At 40.8% G+C, this 19,446-nt stretch carries 19 protein-coding genes, 1 tRNA gene and 1 other RNA gene; 6 read left to right on the top strand and 15 right to left on the bottom strand.

Annotated elements, in window-relative coordinates; translation table 11 throughout:
* Positions 1-331 precede the first annotated feature (331 nt).
* Complete coding sequence (locus CYAN7822_RS01050) at positions 332-1,393, top strand: ADP-ribosylglycohydrolase family protein (protein WP_013320378.1); 1,062 nt, start codon at positions 332-334, stop codon at positions 1,391-1,393.
* On the opposite strand, the gene CYAN7822_RS01045 is transcribed toward CYAN7822_RS01050, so the two are convergent.
* On the bottom strand, positions 1,390-3,510 hold the full coding sequence (locus tag CYAN7822_RS01045; protein ID WP_013320377.1) for a sensor histidine kinase: 2,121 nt from the start codon (positions 3,508-3,510) through the stop codon (positions 1,390-1,392). The two genes, CYAN7822_RS01050 and CYAN7822_RS01045, sit on opposite strands and share 4 nt — an antisense overlap.
* Positions 3,511-3,734: 224 nt before the next feature.
* Positions 3,735-4,676: a hypothetical protein gene (locus CYAN7822_RS01040; protein ID WP_013320376.1), complete on the bottom strand. Its 942-nt coding sequence runs from the start codon at positions 4,674-4,676 to the stop codon at positions 3,735-3,737.
* Between the two features lie 193 nt (positions 4,677-4,869).
* On the opposite strand from CYAN7822_RS01040, the gene CYAN7822_RS01035 reads away from it, so the two are divergent.
* Positions 4,870-5,721 carry a tetratricopeptide repeat protein gene (locus tag CYAN7822_RS01035; RefSeq protein ID WP_013320375.1) on the top strand — a complete coding sequence of 284 codons (852 nt, stop codon included), beginning with the start codon at positions 4,870-4,872 and terminating at the stop codon, positions 5,719-5,721.
* 14 nt (positions 5,722-5,735) lie between these two features.
* Here CYAN7822_RS01035 and sipA read toward each other — a convergent pair whose 3' ends face one another.
* Complete coding sequence (sipA, locus tag CYAN7822_RS01030) at positions 5,736-6,008, bottom strand: regulatory protein SipA (protein ID WP_013320374.1); 273 nt, start codon at positions 6,006-6,008, stop codon at positions 5,736-5,738.
* 125 nt (positions 6,009-6,133) lie between these two features.
* Here sipA and CYAN7822_RS40085 point away from each other — a divergent pair, with 125 nt between their 5' ends.
* Positions 6,134-6,256, top strand: coding sequence for a hypothetical protein (locus CYAN7822_RS40085; protein ID WP_280989391.1), 123 nt, complete (start codon positions 6,134-6,136; stop codon positions 6,254-6,256).
* A gap of 45 nt (positions 6,257-6,301) precedes the next feature.
* On the opposite strand, the gene CYAN7822_RS01025 is transcribed toward CYAN7822_RS40085, so the two are convergent.
* From CYAN7822_RS01025 to clpS, 3 genes are all read right to left on the bottom strand, one after another.
* Positions 6,302-7,288: a sirohydrochlorin chelatase gene (locus tag CYAN7822_RS01025; protein ID WP_013320373.1), complete on the bottom strand. Its 987-nt coding sequence runs from the start codon at positions 7,286-7,288 to the stop codon at positions 6,302-6,304.
* Positions 7,289-7,405: 117 nt separating this feature from the next.
* Positions 7,406-7,696: a DUF2103 domain-containing protein gene (locus CYAN7822_RS01020; protein WP_013320372.1), complete on the bottom strand. Its 291-nt coding sequence runs from the start codon at positions 7,694-7,696 to the stop codon at positions 7,406-7,408.
* 4 nt (positions 7,697-7,700) lie between these two features.
* Positions 7,701-7,994 carry an ATP-dependent Clp protease adapter ClpS gene (gene clpS / locus CYAN7822_RS01015; protein ID WP_216701579.1) on the bottom strand — a complete coding sequence of 98 codons (294 nt, stop codon included), beginning with the start codon at positions 7,992-7,994 and terminating at the stop codon, positions 7,701-7,703.
* A gap of 144 nt (positions 7,995-8,138) precedes the next feature.
* Here clpS and CYAN7822_RS01010 point away from each other — a divergent pair, with 144 nt between their 5' ends.
* On the top strand, positions 8,139-8,573 hold the full coding sequence (locus CYAN7822_RS01010) for a hydrogenase maturation protease (RefSeq protein ID WP_013320370.1): 435 nt from the start codon (positions 8,139-8,141) through the stop codon (positions 8,571-8,573).
* Positions 8,574-8,577: 4 nt separating this feature from the next.
* Here CYAN7822_RS01010 and CYAN7822_RS01005 read toward each other — a convergent pair whose 3' ends face one another.
* The 5 genes from CYAN7822_RS01005 to CYAN7822_RS00985 form a co-directional block, all read right to left on the bottom strand.
* Complete coding sequence (locus tag CYAN7822_RS01005) at positions 8,578-11,316, bottom strand: serine protease (RefSeq protein WP_013320369.1); 2,739 nt, start codon at positions 11,314-11,316, stop codon at positions 8,578-8,580.
* 30 nt (positions 11,317-11,346) lie between these two features.
* Positions 11,347-11,880, bottom strand: a complete 534-nt coding sequence (locus CYAN7822_RS01000; protein ID WP_013320368.1) for a COP23 domain-containing protein — start codon at positions 11,878-11,880, stop codon at positions 11,347-11,349.
* A 151-nt stretch (positions 11,881-12,031) separates the two neighbouring features.
* A complete protein-coding gene (gene pth / locus CYAN7822_RS00995; RefSeq protein ID WP_013320367.1) occupies positions 12,032-12,664 on the bottom strand; it encodes an aminoacyl-tRNA hydrolase in 633 nt (210 codons plus the stop codon).
* Between the two features lie 122 nt (positions 12,665-12,786).
* On the bottom strand, positions 12,787-13,017 hold the full coding sequence (locus CYAN7822_RS00990) for a DUF2811 domain-containing protein (protein ID WP_013320366.1): 231 nt from the start codon (positions 13,015-13,017) through the stop codon (positions 12,787-12,789).
* Positions 13,018-13,644: 627 nt separating this feature from the next.
* Positions 13,645-13,827 (bottom strand): CsbD family protein, encoded by a 183-nt coding sequence (locus CYAN7822_RS00985; protein ID WP_013320365.1) that lies wholly within the window; start codon positions 13,825-13,827, stop codon positions 13,645-13,647.
* A gap of 322 nt (positions 13,828-14,149) precedes the next feature.
* Between CYAN7822_RS00985 and CYAN7822_RS00980 the strand changes: the two genes are divergently transcribed.
* Positions 14,150-15,190, top strand: coding sequence for a hypothetical protein (locus tag CYAN7822_RS00980; RefSeq protein ID WP_013320364.1), 1,041 nt, complete (start codon positions 14,150-14,152; stop codon positions 15,188-15,190).
* Between the two features lie 5 nt (positions 15,191-15,195).
* Here CYAN7822_RS00980 and CYAN7822_RS00975 read toward each other — a convergent pair whose 3' ends face one another.
* From CYAN7822_RS00975 to hemB, 4 genes are all read right to left on the bottom strand, one after another.
* Positions 15,196-16,434: a damage-control phosphatase ARMT1 family protein gene (locus CYAN7822_RS00975; RefSeq protein ID WP_013320363.1), complete on the bottom strand. Its 1,239-nt coding sequence runs from the start codon at positions 16,432-16,434 to the stop codon at positions 15,196-15,198.
* Between the two features lie 69 nt (positions 16,435-16,503).
* Positions 16,504-16,576, bottom strand: a tRNA-Arg gene (locus CYAN7822_RS00970).
* A 102-nt stretch (positions 16,577-16,678) separates the two neighbouring features.
* Positions 16,679-17,761 (bottom strand): pentapeptide repeat-containing protein, encoded by a 1,083-nt coding sequence (locus CYAN7822_RS00965; protein WP_013320362.1) that lies wholly within the window; start codon positions 17,759-17,761, stop codon positions 16,679-16,681.
* 119 nt (positions 17,762-17,880) lie between these two features.
* Positions 17,881-18,870, bottom strand: a complete 990-nt coding sequence (gene hemB, locus CYAN7822_RS00960) for a porphobilinogen synthase (protein ID WP_013320361.1) — start codon at positions 18,868-18,870, stop codon at positions 17,881-17,883.
* 175 nt (positions 18,871-19,045) lie between these two features.
* On the opposite strand from hemB, the gene ssrA reads away from it, so the two are divergent.
* Positions 19,046-19,437: a transfer-messenger RNA gene (gene ssrA / locus CYAN7822_RS35245) on the top strand.
* The last annotated feature ends 9 nt before the right edge of the window (positions 19,438-19,446 follow it).

The raw sequence follows: 19,446 nt of genomic DNA, 5'->3' as shown, positions 1-19,446 counted from the left end.
GCACCATAACCAAATCACAAGGGTTTGAGATGGTTTGAGATGGTTCGCACAGCGAGGGATGACATAAAATTGTTGTTTTTCATCAGGAGTGCGTAACTCCTATCTCTTTTTAATAAGGGGGGTTGGGGGGGGAATCTATTAGACACGCTTCAGGGAAAATTGGTATTACTAAGCGGCTAAATTTTTAAGGGGTTTTAATAGTAGGATGAATTCAGGAAACATCCTACTTATCTTAGTATTTTGGCTATAATTAATCTGGAGCCTCAATAACAGATCCAACTTTTACTTCTTACCTGTTTTCTGTTCCCTTATCACAGAGTTAACTTTAGTTTTGTCCACCTACTTAGACTCTATTGTCGGTTGTTTGTTGGGTACTGCTGTGGGAGATGCTCTAGGACTTCCTTATGAGGGGTTATCTCGACAAAGACAGCGTGCTATTATGCCGAATTTAAACGCACATCATCTATTTTTTGGCAAAGGTATGGTGTCTGATGATACCGAACATACTTGTATGGTGGCACAATCTTTAATCGTATCGGCAGGAAACAAACCAGTATTTATTAAAGCTCTGGCGTGGCGCTTACGTTGGTGGTTATTAGGTTTACCAGCAGGCATCGGTTTTGCGACTCTCAGGGCAATTTTAAAGTTATGGTTAGGGTTTTCTCCTGATAGCAGTGGGGTATTTTCTGCGGGCAATGGGGCAGCGATGCGAAGCGCAATTATAGGAGTTTGTTATGGCAATAATCGGCATCAACTTTGTGATTTAGTCAAAGCTTCAACTCGTATTACTCATAGCGACCCTAAAGCCGAATATGGTGCTTTAGCCGTAGCACTTGCCGCTTATTTAGCTTCTTTGAAGTCGGAAATTGAGCCGCATTTTTATTACCAAAATTTACAAGACTTATTAACTCCAGATGCCCAAGATTTTTTGAGTTTAATATATCAGGCTTGTGAGAGTGCAAAGAGAAGAGAAACCGCCGAAAATTTTGCTAATCAATTAGGCTTTTTTCGCGGAGTGAGTGGTTATGTTTATCAGACTGTACCGATGGTCATGCAGGTTTGGTTGAGACATCAAACAGATTATCAAAACGGGATCAGAGAAATTATTCAACAGGGAGGAGATACAGATACGACAGCAGCGATTTTAGGAGGAATTATTGGGGCAGCCGTTGGGCCACAAGGAATCCCTTCACCTTGGCTTCAAAACATCTGGGAATATCCTAGAACTATTAGATGGATAGAAATTTTAGGGAAAAAATTAGCTCAAGTTTGTTCGGAAAACAAGCCCCAAAAACCCTTGTCTTTATCGGTTTATTTTTTAATAATAAGAAATGGTTTTTTTACGAGTATAATTATTTGGCATGGTTTTCGGCGTTTATTGCCTCCCTATTAAGTAGATAAGTCTTTTTTCGGCCAAGTAAAGCGGAAAGTGGCCCCTTGTTCTGCTTCAGAATCTAGCCAGATCTCTCCCCCCTCACTTTCAACAATTTTTTTAACAATAGATAAGCCTATACCGGTATTTTCTTGCTCATCCCGAGATTTTAAAGTTTGGAAAATTTGAAAGATTTTTTGATGATATTGTGAGCTAATTCCTGGACCATCATCACTGACAGCAAACTCGTAAAAATCTTTTCTTTCCTGAACTAAAATTTTCACTCTTCCATCTGGGCGATGATGATGTTTGATGGCATTGCTAATCAAATTAGAGAAGATTTGACTTAGAAGTATTCGTTTGGTTTTAAGAGTGGGCATTCCTGACGCTATATCAATCCTAAAGGTATCCGGAGGAGCCAAAGAATCAATAATATCTTTGAGGAGGTCCTCCACCACAACAGTTTGCACAGACACTTCACTACGTCCAACTCGGGAATAATCTAGTAATCCATTAATCAGGGCTTCTAGGCGATAGACTCGTCGGCGAAGGAGATCAAATTGATTGCGAGTAGTTGGGGTAAGTTCTATTTCTAAATCTTCTTCTATCCATTCTGAAAGATGAGCGATCGCTCGTAAGGGCGCTTTTAAATCATGAGAAACCACATAAGCGAACTGATCTAATTCTTGATTTTGTTGTTTTAGCAAAGTCATCGTTTGAGCGAGAGTGGCATTGAGGCAAGTTAACTCTTGTGTGCGTTTTTTAAGTTCTTTTTCGGCTATTTTTCGCTCAGTAATTTCTTGTGCTGTAATGTTAATCGCTTGTACTTGACCCTCGGGTGCTTTCAAAGGATAGTAATTAACAATCCAATCTCGTTCTATTTCAGGTTGTGCAGGGGTGACACCATGTACTTCAACATTCAACACAGGTTGACCAGACTGTATCACCTGTTCAAAAATTGGTTCTTGAAATTCTCCGAGTTCGGGTAAAATTTCTCGTACTGTACGCCCTAAATGCTCACTCACAGAAATACCATTAATTTGTGCTAAAGATTCATTGACCCGAATATATCGATATTGAAGGTCTAAAACACATAGACCAATCGGAGCAGAGGTATAAATTGCTTCAATTTCTATGAGTTGTCGTCTCGCCGTTTCTTCACTTTCCCTGAGTGTTTCTTCGGCTAATCTACGGTCTGTAATATCAATAACCACTCCGATCATTTGGTTAGGATAACCCTCCCCACTATAACTGAGACGACCTACACCATTAACCCAACGCACTTGTCCGTCTGGTAAGAGAAGACGATATTCACAGTCATAGTCTTTGTGGTCCCTGATCGCTTCTGCAATAATCCTTTCAACCTTGGCTAAATCTTCTGGATGTACTCGCTGTCGCCAGTCTGTATAGTTTCGCTGGGAAGTACCCGGTTCATAGCCAAATATTAGTTCATGGTAACGGCTCCAATATACTTCATTATTCTCTAAATTCCAATCCCAAGACCCCATTTTAGCCACTTCTAGGGCTAGGGTGAGGCGTTCTGTATAGCGTTGAATTTCGGCTTTAGCCGCTTCGGCTTGTTCCCGGGCTTGTTGCTCAGAGCAGAGCAGTTCTTGTATATGAGCGTTAGAGGCTTCTAGTTGAGCGGTGCGTTCTGCCACTCGTTGCTCAAGCTGATTCTGGTATTGCTTTAATTGCTCCTCGATTTTTAGACGTTCTGTGATCTCAATTTGAAGTTGTTGGTTAGCCTGTTCTAATTGAGCCGGAGAAGGAAGGGCTAAGGCTTTAGGAACGATGGGAATTAACTCTATGGCAGTTAACACCGAAACCCCCGCCGTAGCGGCTTTAATCATTCCCGATAGCCAATAGGTAGAATGCCAGAGTGTCCAAACGGCCATGAGGTGGGTTGTCCCACAAGCGACAATAAAGGCACAAAATAGTAAAAAAATCCAGTTAAACGGCAAATCTTGGCGTTTTTTAACTAAATAAAACAATGTCAAAGGGATAGAATAATAGGCTAAGGCAATCAGAGAGTCTGAGGTCAGGTGTAACCAAACTAGGGAAGGTTTCCACAGATAACAGTGTCCATGTGGAATAAATTGTCCAGCACCAAAAAGAGTCTTCCAAAATCCTGACATTGTTTTCGTTGTGGTTGCCTAACAAGACTTTATAAATGACTATTCTCATTTTGACAGTTATTTTAGCTTTAAGGTGATTTTATTTTCCGATTAATTTTTCTTAACCGATTGAATTTAAGGGTCAAAAGATGTGGCTTGCTAAAAAATAGCTACTCTCTTGACAAATGAGCAAAAACTTGATTTTTAAACCCTGCCCTTTAAGGGGGGGGGCTGATTATTTATGCTTAATCAATTTTTTTCTTAATGATTTTAGATGGTTTCGGAGTAAATTTTATCTCTTGAGGCTGTTGACTTTTATTTTCTGGGTAACTTCTAGTTAGAGAACGAGAATTATTAAAAGGTTTTCTTGAGCGGCTGTTGGTTAAAGTTTTTTTGCGGTTGTTGAAAGACTTTTTATTTTTAATAAAGCCTAAATCGGTGGCTTCTTGAATAACGAGATCATTACCTTGTAACTCTACTTTTAAATCCCAAAATCGGCTGACAGGTCGCGCCGGCAGGGTTCCTCTCAAGATTAATTTAAAAAATTTCGGCTTTTCTTGCTCTTGTTTGGGAGCTTGTCTAATTTTAACAATGACCATTTGTTTTTCCGCAGAAGCGAAGATGACCTCACCTCGAACCGAAAAATAGCCATGCTTGATTAAGGTTTGATCGTCAGAGTTAGCTAAGGGTTGCGGCTCGTCTTTACACAGCGTTTCAGGCTCCCAAACCCCGACAATTTGCACGTGTAATTGTTGCTCGTCGTCCCTTGTTCGGGGATAAACGACCCATAAATGAGGTTCTTCGAGGTCTATCAGTTTTTTGAATAAGCCGATCACTCGGCCTAGCATCACAGCATTAATCAAAGTTCCGTCAGCAGTCAAAAGATTACCTCGGTTAAGTTGGTCTGATGAGCGTTGATAGTGACCTTGTATTAAACCAATGGCTCGATACTGCTCTGGCTGCGAAGGAGCAGGGATAGGTAGTTGTCGCTGGCTGGGGTGCGGAACTCGTTCCGCACTAGTCATTTTTAATTCTTCTGGTTCCACTTTTAAAGCGGATGTCTGCTGACTCATCACCGTCTGAGATTTTGTCGATAGTACAGACTCCGGCAGCGAAGTTTCTGACTTCTGTGATGTCGTTTTGCCCTGACGGGGTGATTCAAAAGACGGATTCGCAAAAGAATTCATAGCACACTCCTAGCGGCACAGACAAATTTCCGACTTGATCCTGTGCGATTCGCTGTACTCTAAAATAGATTTTAGGATTAGCATAGTTAAGTACAATCAACAAATCCCTGTTTGCTTATTGTACTCAATAATCCATGAGCAAAAAGTAATTTGTAATAAATTTTCCTGTTATTGTTATTTCATCTGAAGATTTATGAAAATTGTTTCAAAGCGTAGTCGCTGGGCTTACATCGGTTTAATATTAATGCTGTTTGCCTTGGTGTGTTTTTCCTTGGCTCCTTTGGTCGGTAGTGTATTGCAAGCGAGAAACGCCAAATCAGGACAGTCGGTTCTTTCAGTCTCTAATCAGTTAGATTCTCAGGTTTTAGGCTATCAAATGGTGCTAGAACGAGAACCCGAAAATCAAACAGCCCTACAAGGACTTTTAGAAGCTCGATTAAAGCAAGGTGATATTAAAGCCGCCATCGAGCCTTTAGAAAGATTAGCGCTACTTAATCCCCAACAAAGCGAATATACGTTTTTACTGGCTCAGGCTAAAGAGCGAGTAGAAGATTTTGAAGGGGCCAGCGCCGCCTATCGAGCAATTTTAGCGGCTTATCCGGGGCAGATGATGGCGCTTAAAGGTTTAGTGGATTTACTATCGGCTCAAAATCGTTTTTCTGATGCGGTTGGGGAAGTGCAAGCGGCTCTTTCTAAGGCTATTTCTCTTCAGTCTGATGAGGCAGAAACTCCCTCTAATGTCGATCTTACTGCCTTACAGTTGTTATTAGGTGAAATCTATGTCAAGCAAAAGAAATATCCAGAAGCACTGGCCGTTTATCAAGAAGCCAGCAAGTTTGATCCTAAAGATTTTCGTCCGGTCTTGGCTCAGGCATTCGTGTTAAAAGAACAAGGAAAAACCACAGAATCTCAACCTTTGTTTGAGCAAGCGGTTACCCTTGCTCCTGTTCAGTATAAAGACCAAGTCAAAGAGATTGCGGCTCAAAATTCTGAAACTATTGTTTCTCCTCCAGAGGATAAAACTCCCACTTCTACAGAACAGTAAAACTTGGCTGACTGCTATTGATCTTTTTCTTGAGTTTTAGACTCAATGGTCATGGCCGGATCAGGGGGTGGGATAACTTCGAGATATTGACTTTCTACGAGGAAAGCTCCTCGATTAAAACGAACACCCCAATAGCCGCCAGGACGACGATCAATGACAATTCCTGCCTCACCAATGCTTAGAATATCGGCAGGACGAAGCATGGGCATAGGTTCAGCCGTCTTGAAATAAGCGGGTAAAGCGATTAGTTTGACTTGGCTACCAACAGTTATTTTTAAGTTAGTCATTGGTCATTAGTTATTAGTTATTAGTTATTAGTCATTAGTTATTAGTCATTAGTTATTAATCATTAGTTATTAGTTATTAATTATTAGTTATTAATTATTAGTTATGGGTCATTGGTCAGGGTTAAATGTTATTAGGCTCTTTCGGCATCGTGGGGAAAAATGTTTATGTTGATAAAAAATACACAGTGGTGGGTTACGGAGCGGATCAAAACTTATCCGTTTCTTATAAAAATTATCCCCGCACCTAACCCACCCTACAATTCTAACGACTAATGACTAACGACTAATAACTATTATGGCGTTTGCCAGATTCTACCGTGATATTGCTCAAGATTAGCATAGGGATCGGGCACCGCCTGATCGTGATGATGGTGATGATTATGATCGTGATGATGGTGACTATGAGCGTTGTTTTTGTCAAGAGCCGCTAGACGGAACTTACACATCTCACAGTTCATTTGTACGCTTCCGAGTTGGGTTTCTATTTCCCGTTGGCGGACTAATTCTAGCAGTTGGGGTTGAATGCCCATTTCCGGTAAGCAATTAATTAAAACTTCTGGATACTGCTGTTGTTGTTGATGAGAAATAGCAAAAATCTTCTTAACTAGAGCGCCAGTAAATAAAAAGTAGGGTAAGACAATAATCCGTTTGGGTGCATACAAACGAGCGCGACGGAAACCTTCTTCTAGTCGAGGGTGGGTAATGCCAATAAAACAAGTTTCTACGGTTAGATAGCCGCTTCCTTCCCAAAGCACTCTCGCTAATTTATAGACATCTCCATTGGCATCCGGATCGCTCGAACCTCTTCCGACTAATAACAAAACGGTTTCCGAACGGGGGATATTATGAGGATTATATTCCGGTTGGTCGAGTTGGTCTAATCGTTGTTGCCACAAGTCTAAAATACTAGGGGTAATGCCAAAATGCCGCCCATAGTGAAAATTGATCTGAGGATAGAGTTGTTTAGTGCGATCTAATTCGTTGGTGACATCAAATTTATTATGACGTGCGGCAAACAGAAGAATCGGTAAAGCTGATATTTCTGTGTAACCTTGGGAGACACAAGACGCTACTCCCTCAGCAATGGTCGGGGTAGTCAGTTCAAGAAAACAGGGAATGACAGGACGAGAACTATCTAAATCTTGGTAAACTTGGACAAAATCTAAAAAAGTCTGACGGCCTTCTGCGTCTCTTGTACCATGACCGATCATTAACAAGGGACGTTTAAGGGGTAAGGGTGATAATTGAAGTGAAGTGGAATAGTTAATCAGGGTTTGCATTCAGTCAAAAAGCTCCTTTTCGGGATCAGGCATTTAACTTTAAAAGTAAATGCTCTGATATGGTAACTGATTTTTCCGACTCGTGAAATGCAGGGGAGGGGGAGGGACACTGAACTATTATTTCAAGGCTTGTATAATCAGATTTTCTAATTCTGCTTGATTTAAATCTGTAACAATAAAAACCTCTTGAACAGTTTTTCCTTGCCTAGCAATCAGTTTATAACCGCCCCGAATTGGCACAGAAACCCTTAATTTTAGGTCTGGAGAATGGGCCCTAGCGCGGCTGATGACACCCGGAGTAACTGTAGTAATACCAGTTTGAGTAATGAGCTTTTCTAAAACGGGAATCAAATCTCGAATATGAGTAGAATGATTCCAAACCAATCTCCCATTAGAAGGATTTTTCATGATTTTATGCCGCCTCCAAGGGTGCCAGCGTCAGTCCCTCGCGGCGGAGTTGCTGATGGTATAATTCTGCTTGTTCTTGAGGACCTACCCAAACGATCGCCTGTCCTTCAAAATGAACTTGGTTAGTTAACTCCCAGGCGCGATCACTGGTCATCCCTGGAATATACTTCATCAAACATTTGGCCACATGTTCAAAGGTGTTGAAATCATCATTGAGAACAATCACCTTATAGTTAGGATAGGTCTTCTTAACAACCTGCGTTGTTTTATCGGGTGCTACCGTTGGCGCAGTGGCCATTGCCTTTACTACTGCTGCAACGTTTGTACTCATGATTAATATATTTAAATAAATTTAAACTTAATTTTGCTTTCCAATTGTTGCTTAGTTTAAGCCTTTTTTCAAGGGCAGAAAACCGTATTGTCTCAGGAGGTCGGAACGTTTATGTCTCAATACTTAATCATCGGTTATGGAAATACCTTGCGGGGTGATGATGGGGTGGGGGTACGGGTTGCCGAAACCATTGCGACACAACAATGGCCGGCGGTGCAAGTGCTGGCAGTTCATCAATTAACCCCTGAGTTAGCCGAAAATATAGCGAGTGCTAAAGGTGTAATTTTCGTGGATGCTGTGCCCAGTGATGCCGCCACCGTAGAAGTTCAACCCCTCCAACCTATTGAGATAGAAGAAACCCTAGGCCATACTGGAGACCCTAGAGCGATTTTATCCTTGGTGAAGGTGCTTTATGGCTGTTGTCCTGCGGCTTGGTGGGTTCTCATACCGGGTAGGAATTTTGAATTTGGAGAAGAATTATCCCCTGTTACCGAAAAATGTCTTCAAGAAGCCATCAGTATTATCAAAAAATTCACCATAAATTAATTTTTTAGGGAGTCTTAGTCAAATTTTGTAAAGCTTGCTGGACTTTTTCATACATTTGTGTATTGCCTTGTTCTTGATAGAGTTGGGCGGCTTTTTGTAAATCTCCTTGAGCTTTTTGTGCCTCTTGCAAAACTAGATAAACTGCACCGCGTGCCATATAAGCATCAGCATAATTCGAGTTTAGTTCAACGGCTTTAGATAAATCTGTAATAGCTTTTGGGTAGTCTTTAAGATAAATATAAGCGGCTCCTCGTTCGGCGTACGCTTCAGCATTATTCTGTTGTATTTCAAGTGCTTTTGAATAATCAGTAATGGCTTTTTGATACTGTTCTAAACCGACATAAATTTTCCCTCGAATCACATAAGCTTCTGCATAATCTGGCTTTAACTCAAGCGTTTTTGACAAATAATCCATGCCTTTTTCATAGTTTTTTTGAGCGATATAGAAAATTCCTAACCCGAGATAAGCATCAGGATTATTTTGTTTAATTTCAAGAGATTTAGAAAAATCTGTAAAAGCTTTTTGGGGTTCTTGTAAAACGATATAAGCGCTACCTCGTCCATTATAAGCCTCTACCCAGTCCGGTTGAATTTCAATCGCTTTATTGTAATCTGTAATGGCTTTTTGATAATCTTGTAACTCTCGATAAACTCCCCCTCTTATCCCATAAGCTTCTGCATAATTCGGGTTAATTTCAATCGCTTTTGACAAATCTTTAAGGGAATTTTGATAGTCTTTTTGTTGAAAATATATCAAGCCGCGCCAAAAATAGCCATTAGGATTATTTTCTTTAAGCGCCAGCATTTGGGTAACGGTTTTTAAGGCTTCTGAGTAATTTTCTAAATTAAACAGAACAAAAAGTCTAAATTGATACAGCAATATATCTTTAGGGCGTAATTTAATTGATTGATCAATAGCCGCTAAAGATTCGGAATGTCTATCTAAATTAGCAAGAGAAATGCTTTTCCAACGCCAAGCTTGCTCTAATTGGGGGTTGAGTTGAGTGGCTTTATCAAACTGAACTAAAGCTTGTTCAAATTTTTGTTCTGTAAAGGCCAAAGCCAAGCCCTTTGCATAGTAAGCTAAATCAAAATCTGGCTTTAAACTAATAGCTTTATCAATGGCTTTTAAAGCCTCTTGGGGTTTATTTAAGCGCAAAACTTCCAAACCATAAATAAGCCAATCTAATGAGTTAGCCTTAGCGGGCGGAGAATTTAAAATAAATTGACTATAAAAAGCGTCTTGTTCTGATTGCGTTAGAGTGGGAGGAGGAGAGGTTTTTACTTGTAAACTTGCGGGGTTTATAGGGGTTTTATTAACCAAACTCAAAAAGGTATTAATAGAAATTCCTAAACTAAATCCGAGAGGAATTTCTACCACTTCACCCGACTCATCATTTCTATATTCACTATCCGACGCGGTATTAATTCCTATAACTTGCCCCGAGAGATCAAAGACTGGGCCGCCGCTCATTCCTCCATAGGAAAGATTGGTATAAATCATATTATAGCCATTCTCAAAAGAATAGACATCTCTTCCTAAAAGACTGCCCAATAAATCGGCACGAACAAATTGACCATAACTCAACAATCGTTTAACTATTCCCGTTTTTGAGGCGGGAAACCCACAAACAAAAACGCGGGCGATGTCTTCTTCTTCAAATTTAAACAAACTGATTTGATAATTTCCTAATGTAGCAACTTGATAATTTTGTTGGGATTGAAACTGAACGACAGCTAAATCCACTCCTTCTATAATCTGAATGGCATTGGTTGTAATAGGATATCCTTTAGCATCAGGAGTAATGACTTGATAATTATCCGGATTTTGTACCACATGAGCCGCCGTTAAAACCGAATAAGTATTCCCTTCTTTAGCAATTATTACCCCAGAACCATTACCGCTTTTTAGAGAATCTATCCTGACGGTAACTTGTTGAGCAATTTTATCAATTTCGGCAACTTTTCCGCTATAGTTAGCGGCTTTATTGTCCTCCATGTCGGCTAAGTTAGCAATAGGAACTGCAAAACTTAATTGCCGCATCTGGGTGACAATGGCTTCATCTGGGGTCGTTCCATCTTTATAAGTATAGGCACGGTCTAAAATCGCTAAATTTCCCATACCAATCACCCCTATCACTTTGCCCTCTGTATTTAATAAAGCTCCTCCACTCATTCCCTGAAGCGTTTGAGCATTAAATCCGATTTGATATCCTCCAGCTAAGGGTTTTTCTGATACTAAAGCAATATTCCCTTTAATGACAGTTAACTGATTACTTTCCACAGGAAACCCAACCGCGAATACTTCTTGATTATTTTTGAGGTTACCTGAATTATCGATGGCCGCTACGGGATAATTCTTGCTACTTTGAAATTCAAGGACTGCCAAATCATAGCCTTTAAATGAATCTCCTTGAGTTTTTAGGGTAGCTTGATAGATTTGACCATCCGAGGTTTGAATCCGATAAGGTTGACCTCTGCTAACCACATGAGCATTGGTAACAACCGTATAGGTATTATCTTTTTTGGCGACAATAAAGCCTGTCCCTCGAGTATCTTTGACTAAGACTTGAACGGTAATTTCTTGGGCGATTTTTTGCAGGGATTCGGAGGAGAGTTGGGCAATTTTTCCTCTCATTTCGGCTATCGGAGTTAATGCTAAAACCACAGGAGTAGGAAGCAGAATTAAGCCCGTTAAGGTGGCAATGAGAGGGAGTTTAATAGGCTTAGTTAGGAAATTCATGATCAATATAAAATGTGCAGCCTAAGAGAATTAATCTTGAGAAACTGGGGCTTTGTTAAGGGCTTCTTGGAGGTTAATTTCATAGTAGCGTTGAGGAGTCCCACTGCTATGACGGACAGGACCTACCCCACGACCACTTAACGCATCGGCTAAACTGTTGAGGATGTCTAATGAATTGTCTTGAGGACGTAGAGTCATCAATAGAGTAATGCAATTTCCGCCATATTCTTTAGCCGTGCAAATGACCGGTTGATTGTTCATGATGCCATTGGTCAAAAAGCTTAAGGAACCGTTATTATAAGCTTCTTGAAAGCGTTGTGTAATAGCCGTGCAGCGTTCTAGGGGTGTTTTTCCTCCTAGTTGCTTTTCCCAACGAATTAAGGCTCGTTTTTGCCCCTCATACCAGACAAAAGTTGTCGGTAAAGGTTGATTCGTTTGCTGATCGTAGCTTGCTTTACAGATAAACTCTACTTTATCAGTTTGTGCGATTCCCATAGGAGCGAATAGGACAGAGGTAAGCATTGCTCCACTAATAGCCATTAGAGTTAAAGTGTTGTTATTCATCTTTTTCTTTCTCCTCATTTGGTTAGGGCTTTATTTAACTACACCTTCAGTTTTGCTTTTTACCTATTGATGTTAAAACTTTTTACAGAAGCGTCTACAAAGTTGAGCAAAAATTCACCCTAAGCAATAGGGGAGCATCCCCCACCACTGATTAAAGATTTTCAAATACCGGAGTTTCTATGACGCGATTATTATAAAGACTCATGGCTTTTTCGATGCCTTCTTTCATACTGGTTTTAACGGTCTGTTCTACCAACTGAAGGATTTTAGCGATTACTTCGGTTTCATCAGCAGAAAAACGCCCTAATACATGAGAAATTGTCTCTTTTTTGCCATTAGATTTCCCAATGCCTATGCGTAGTCGAGGAAAGTCTTGACTACCCACATGAGAGATAATGGATTTTATACCATTATGCCCACCCGCAGAACCCGAAAGACGTAATCGAATTCGCCCTAAAGGTAAATCCATATCATCATAAATAACTAATATTGACTCAGGGGGTAATTTATACCAATCTAGGACGGCCCGTACAGATTCCCCTGACCGATTCATATAAGTTAAAGGTTTAAGTAAACGAATTTTTTTGTCACTTGCCCCCATGCCCTCGGTAAATAAGCCCTGAAAACGTTTGTTTTGCTGCCAAGATAATTGCCAGGATTTCGCTAAAACATCAACAGCTTCAAAACCAATATTATGCCGAGTTTTTTCGTATTTTTGTTCAGGATTGCCTAATCCTATAATCAGTTGGGGAATAATTATTTCGCTTGAATTGCCTTTGGCCATAATTAGGGAGTAGGGAACAGGGAACAACTGAATAATGACTAAGGACTGGAAAAGGTTACAACTAAGCTGAGCAATTGATAACACTCTCCCTACTATTAATCACTGTGGGAGCAGGAGGTCTTTCAACCCTCGTCAGTTTGTTGAAACAAAGTTTCTAAATAAACCCTAGCACAGGCGCGATAAAAATAGGACGATTGAGGAGTCTTCTGACTTTCATTTTGCAGCAAAAATAAGGATAAGGCCGCAGCAAAAACTCGGTCTTGATCCCAATTGGGGTGAGTTTCTAAGTAGTGTTTGAGTGATTCGTGTATTTCTTCAGGGATTTCTGCCAAAATGCTGACTGATGTGTTCATAATTACCTCGATATAGTTCAAGAAACCCCTTGCTGGTTTTTTATTCCTATTTATGTAGGTCCAGCTTTAGGCAAGATCTAGCAATGTGATGACTATTGTCTGCTATCAGGGGGGAGGGTTGTCAATGCTACGGAATGTTACAAATTTCTTTAGCTAATTTCAAGATTTACGGACGCATCAGCATTATAACCTTATTTTTGTTACATATCTTTACCTAAACTCAGTGTTGATGATCTCCTGAGCAAATTCCACAAAATTGTCTCAGAGGTCGTCAAAAGTGCTATTGAGAGTCTTTGCCTGTGGAAAAGTCTGGGTAAATTGTGGAAAACTAAGGTAAAGTTTGTGGAAACTATGGGAGGCTATTGGGGAAAACATCCACTAAAAATAAGATTTACAAATTTTTTGCGGAGTCTATAGGGGAATAGCGGCGAGTCGACTTTAGCCGCCAATAACTTTCCCTCTAAAAGAAGGCTGCAAAAGATCACGATCACGATGACAACATGAGTTAAAAGCTTCCATAGGGATGCTCCCTTGCTATAAGCTTATAAAAAAAGAAAGAAAGCCCGGAGGCTTCCCTATCTTTTTAAATAGCAAAGGGATCTAAAACAATTAAATTATAGCATGAAACTAATTAATTGCTTGCTTGATTTCATCTTTTAAATTTTCTACTGAATGCTGGATTTCAGCTTCCATTTGTTTAGCCTTTCCTTCAGTTTTCGCTTTTGGGTCGCCTGTGATTTCTCCTAATGCTTCTTGCAGTTTCCCATCAATATTTTTAACAGTTGCATCTACTCTGTCTTCAATACTCATGTTTTTTTCTCCTAACTCTTAAAAAAAATTATCCGTTGGCTAGTTAACTAAAAATGGGATTAAGTTATGAAAAAATATTTTAGGCAAAGTTTAAAACCAATGAAACCTAAAATCATCATGATTGTGAGTTTCACTAATAGGCAATATAGATTGTCTGTTTAGCTTGGTTTAACTTCTTAATAGTATTCGGCTTTTTAGATTTTTGCTTCTATCTAGAGAAATAATTAAGCTGATGAAGCCTGAAAAGTCGATGATCGCAAACCCGACAGTCTAGGCAGTGGTATGATGGAAGGTCCGACAGTATGACTATTTAAACTTGACTATGGTTGCTAATGCTCCCTCTCCTGATGAGATTGTTGCGGCTTTTGAAACACCTGCCGATTTTTCCTTCCAACTGCCCGATCCAGAGGATGAGGAGATTCAAGACAGTGAATTTCAACAACAACTCGATGCCGTGTGGAAAGTCTGCGATCGCTACGATCTGCAAACCGATATTTGGCGAGGGCGCGTTTTAAGAGCCATCCGGGACCGAGAAAAACAAGGAGGAGATGGACGAGGAAGCGGCTTTCTCAATTGGTTAAAGCTACGAGAAATTACCAAAAGTCAAGCTTATGCCTTAATTGGACTGGCTAATAGTGCAGATACTCTTCTAGCAGAAGGACAACTGAGTGCAGAAGCGATCAACAATTTTAGTAAACGCGCCTTTGTAGAAACCGCTAAAGCTGTGCCAGAAGTGCAAAAATTAGTCAGTGAAGCTGCCCAACAGGGAGATCGCATTACGCGGCGGGAAGTCAAGCAAATTGCTGATGAGTGGACAGCGATGAGTTCAGACCTCTTACCCGAAGAAGTAAAAGAGAAAGCACAGTCCGGGCTTTTGCCGCCCCGTCATCTTGCTCCCTTAGTTAAAGAAATGGAGAAATTACCCGATTCTCATCTAGAACCGCTCCAAAAAGAAATTTCTGAAAAACCCGATGTTGATACCGTCAAACTGTTAACCTCTTCGGCCAGAAGTTTATCAAAATATTTAGATGCCGCCGCGCAAGTGCAAACCCTTAAAAAGGGCGCTGTTGATGTGGAAATGGCTTTAGAAGAAGCCTTACGCCTGGACTGTTTAAGTACGGCCGCAGATTTAGTTAAAGTTGCGACCCAATTAGAACAAACTGTCGGCAAACTCTACACCACGTGGAAACGTTTGGGAAGTCTTGCTGATCGATTATATGTAGATACAGGGGCCAGTAACCCTCATTTACGGTCTTTATTATCTTGTCTTGAACTCCTCACCAGTGAAGTGATTGAGGTTAATTTGGATGAAGCCGGTGAACGGATAGTCCGATTGAGGGTGATGACGCAAGAGGAAGGTTAATTGTTTTAATCGGGCAATTTTCTCATTTTTTCTGCTTCAAATAACTGAATTATTCCCCAATTGCCATTAGTCAACCAATGGGGATCTTCTTCACTAGCGGCTTGTATTTGTTCATGAGATAGGCCAACAATTACCTCTGATTTAAGCGTTCGTAAACTCACTAAAGCAGTAGGAAAATAACAGACAATATCATTAAATGAACTGGTTTTATTCCAATGGCAATCTCCCACTAAGCGGCGATAATTCGCGTCACCTTTAATAAACACTAAATCGGATTGAGCTAAATTTTCTCGCAATGGCTCAGGCATATCCCAAAAAAACCGGGGAGATGTCCAGAAAAAATCGTCAAAAAGCTGTAACCTTTGATTCTCTTTATAGGCTTGCAGACGATGAGCCAATTTTTTAACATCCTGATTAGGATAGTCCGCTAGAAAATCCAAGGTTAATTGTACATCTTTTACCGTTGCATCTGATACAAAAGTCGGATAAGCTTTAAGATGAATATAAACTTTTTGGGTGATTTTATAATCGAGCAGGAAATCCATTAAAAACAAATCAGAAATTAATTCCAAACCCGCATTATCAACAATAAAATCAAGCCGCTCAAATTTAGCGTTATTTAACTTATCAGCTATTTCCCGAGAATCATTTAATAAAATACGATGAAACGCTTGATTAGTTTCCTGATGTTCAAATTGTCCGGCTTCAGTAGGTCGCAGACTTAAATCAGCACGATTTCCCCATAAATTAAAAACGAGTAAATTAATAATAAATTGCCATTGATTCTCCCTTTTAGCAGAAACTTTGAACTCATTAACTTGTTGAGCCATGCGAGAAACCTCATTCATGGCCGACCCTAAACTGCCATATTTTTGCGGATAAAAAGGATCAATTTTGTCAGATTCAGGACTCAAAAAATACTCAGTTGCTTCCAAAATGCGGCGATAAAAATAGGCTTCAGCAAAATAAAAAGGAGTATCAATAAACCTCTTTCCTAAATAAGGTTTAACATACTCATACCAAGCCGAAACATCCGCGCCCTGATCATTCTTAATCTCACGAATTAACCCCGTTAAAATCTCCTCAGATAACCCCTCCAACCTTTCTACAACCGAATCGTAAAAACGATTTTCTGCAATAACCCTTTCAATAATAGTTGGTAATCGGTGAGTAAAAGTATAATAAGCAAAAGAGCCTTTTTCAGATACATAAAGCGGCTCAGGAATAGTCAGTAATGGTAGCATAAAAAATCCCGATTCCTAACAGACAACCTCTTAGGGGTCTTTTGCGTCTTAGCGCGGCATCAAACCTAACGAGCACGGAGGGATTTGAACCCCCGACACCCAGAACCGGAATCTGGTGCTCTATCCCCTGAGCTACGTGCCCTTATCCCCATCTAGCATAACATAAGCCTGTGAAAAATTGAGTAAGGGTTGTTACAAACCTCATCAAGTGTGGGAGAAAAGGCGGTTAGTCAAGAGCGATGAGTTAGGAGATAATAGCCCCTCTAGCTAGTAAACTTTCTTTCATTTCTTCAGTCATGCCTAAATTTTCAGCAAACAAAGCCGCTTCTACCTTGGCCCCGCTTAAATTAGCTTGAGAGAGGTTAGCTTCTTTTAAATTAGCTCCTCGTAGGTCAGCCCCGATCAAGTTAGCTAGGGCTAAACTAGATTTATGAAGGTTGCTATAACTTAAATTAGCATTACCTAAATAAGCGCCGCTTAAATCAACACCCGTGAGTTTAGCATGATTAAGGTCTGCCTCTCCAAAGTCAGCATCCGTTAAAACGGCACCCCGTAAGTTGATATGGTATAGGTTAGCCCCACCCAATTGAACGCCGCTTAACTCTCCGGCCAGTAAATTGCCGCCAGCAAAATCTTGTAAAGGATGTAATCCGGCTATTTGGGCTAATTCGCGTAAATCGTTGGTTTTTGCCTCATAAACTAGGCGGATAATCTCTTGTAGTTCAGCAAGACTTTCTGGGGTAATGGCGTTTTCATTCCTCTGAGCAATTTCTTTTTCTATTTGCTTTTCATCAGAGGCCAATTGAACCCAACTCATATAGGGAGTAAATCTTCTCTCCCACAAAAATAAGGCGAGTTTTCTTTCTAATACCCCGTGTTTATTGGGGCTAATATCATGTTTCCATAGTCCCTCTGCATCAGTAATGGAAATATCCGAAGGGTAAACCTCAAAAAGGGCTGTCAGATGAGAGGGCAATTCACTCACGGTGATAGTTCCCAATTTAACTTGTGAGAGGGAGCCTTTAAAAACCCATTGACTGGTTTTGAGTGTCAGGGTCCAACTAGAATGATTGGGGGTAAATTGGGAAGTAACCGTAAAAGCCTCACCAAAATTAGCGTCACTAATTGCCATCGCGGTGTCATCTAGTTTTAAGCTCAGTTTACCGCCCTTTAATCCAAACTTGATTTGACCGTTTAATAAAGACTTCCACTGCTCATTAAAGTCGAGACTCGCATAGAGGTCAAACTGGTGTTGTCCTTTAGGTATGGCTTCTAAGTTTAGAAAGATACACTCAGGATATAAATTTTGCGCGGCTAATCGGTACATAATCTATAATTTTAAACTATAATTACAGCAAGAATAATAAAATAACCTTTTTGATGGGGCAAGCCCGCATAGACGGGCTTAGTTAGTATACTGCCAAGTTTTCCGAGGACACAAGAAAATTAATCTTGCTCTTGTAGCCAGCGAGCCGCATCTTTGGCATGATAAGTCAAGATTAAATCAGCCCCGGCTCGTTTGAAACTGGTTAAGGTTTCTAAAGTAACCCGTTTTTCATCAATCCAGCCATTCAGGGCAGCCGCTTTAATCATGGCATATTCTCCAGAGACGTTGTAAGCGGCAACGGGTAAATCAGTAATTTCTTTCACCCGCCAGATAATATCCATATAAGACAAGGCCGGTTTAACCATCAACATATCCGCCCCTTCTTCCACGTCTAACTGTACCTCTTTGAGGGCCTCTCTGGCATTGCCGGGGTCCATTTGGTAGGTGCGGCGGTCACCAAATTGAGGGGAAGACTCAGCCGCATCTCGGAAGGGTCCATAATAGGCAGAGGCATATTTAGCCGCATAGGAAAGAATCGGAGTATCTTCAAAACCCGCCTCATCTAAACCTTGACGAATAGCACTCACAAAACCATCCATCATTCCCGAAGGCGCAATAATATCAGCCCCGGCTTTAGCTTGAGAGACGGCGGTTTTTTTGAGTAACTCTAGGGTAGGGTCATTGAGTACCCGCCCGGTTAAGTCTCCTACTTCTAAATAACCACAGTGACCATGACTGGTATATTCACACAGACAGGTATCAGCAATCACAATTAAATCCGGGACAGCCTCTTTTACGGCGGTGGCTGCCTTTTGTACAATGCCGCAGTCGTGCCAGGCACCGGTTGCATCAGTATCTTTCGTGTCAGGAATACCAAAAAGAATAATAGAAGGTATCCCTAAGTCATAAACTTCTTTCGCGTCTTCTACAATTTTATCCACCGAGAGTTGAAACACTCCGGGCATTGATTTTACTTCTGTAGCGACTCCCTCTCCGGGTACGGCAAACAAAGGATAAATTAAATCATTCGTCGTTAAAACCGTTTCCCGCACCATACGGCGCAGTTGAGAGGTTTGACGCAAGCGGCGAGGGCGAGTAATGGGAAACATAGGCTTAGTGTTATGGATGCTGATCAAGTTTCAATACCTCAACTTAGTTTAAGGCGATCGCGGTAACTCCATTGACTAACTCTCCAATATCTCAATCTTTTGTAACGTTTTTTCCTGAGTCAATGCTAAGTTGTCATTCTCTCAAACTACAACTATAATAAGAATATAACCACTCGGGGCCGTAACGGTTTCGACAGGTTGGCGAAAGCTTTTCTGTGATTCAGGACGAGAGTGAGTCTTCTCTCGATAATACCGGGCTCAAACAAAAAGTAACTGCGAACAACATTGTTCCTTTCGCTCGTAAGTCTGCTCTTGTAGCTGCTTAATAGTCCTTAACAAAGACCGAGCACTTGTAGTCTGACTCCGTTAAGGGCTACGGGTAAACCCCAACGGATGCTCCCTTTAGCTGCGTCTGGTCGGCTATTGGGCTAAGAGTTACCAGAAATTCCTTGGTCATTCAGGATAAGTAATGATCCCCGCTCTGAGGGTTAAAAGAGCTAAGCCTGTGAATGAGCGGACGGTTAATACCCAGTCTGGACAGCAGTTCGACTCTGCTCGGCTCCATGACCCAACTCT

Source organism: Gloeothece verrucosa PCC 7822 (genome assembly GCF_000147335.1).
Classification (GTDB): domain Bacteria; phylum Cyanobacteriota; class Cyanobacteriia; order Cyanobacteriales; family Microcystaceae; genus Gloeothece; species Gloeothece verrucosa.
This window is presented reverse-complemented; position numbering and strand designations above follow the sequence as displayed.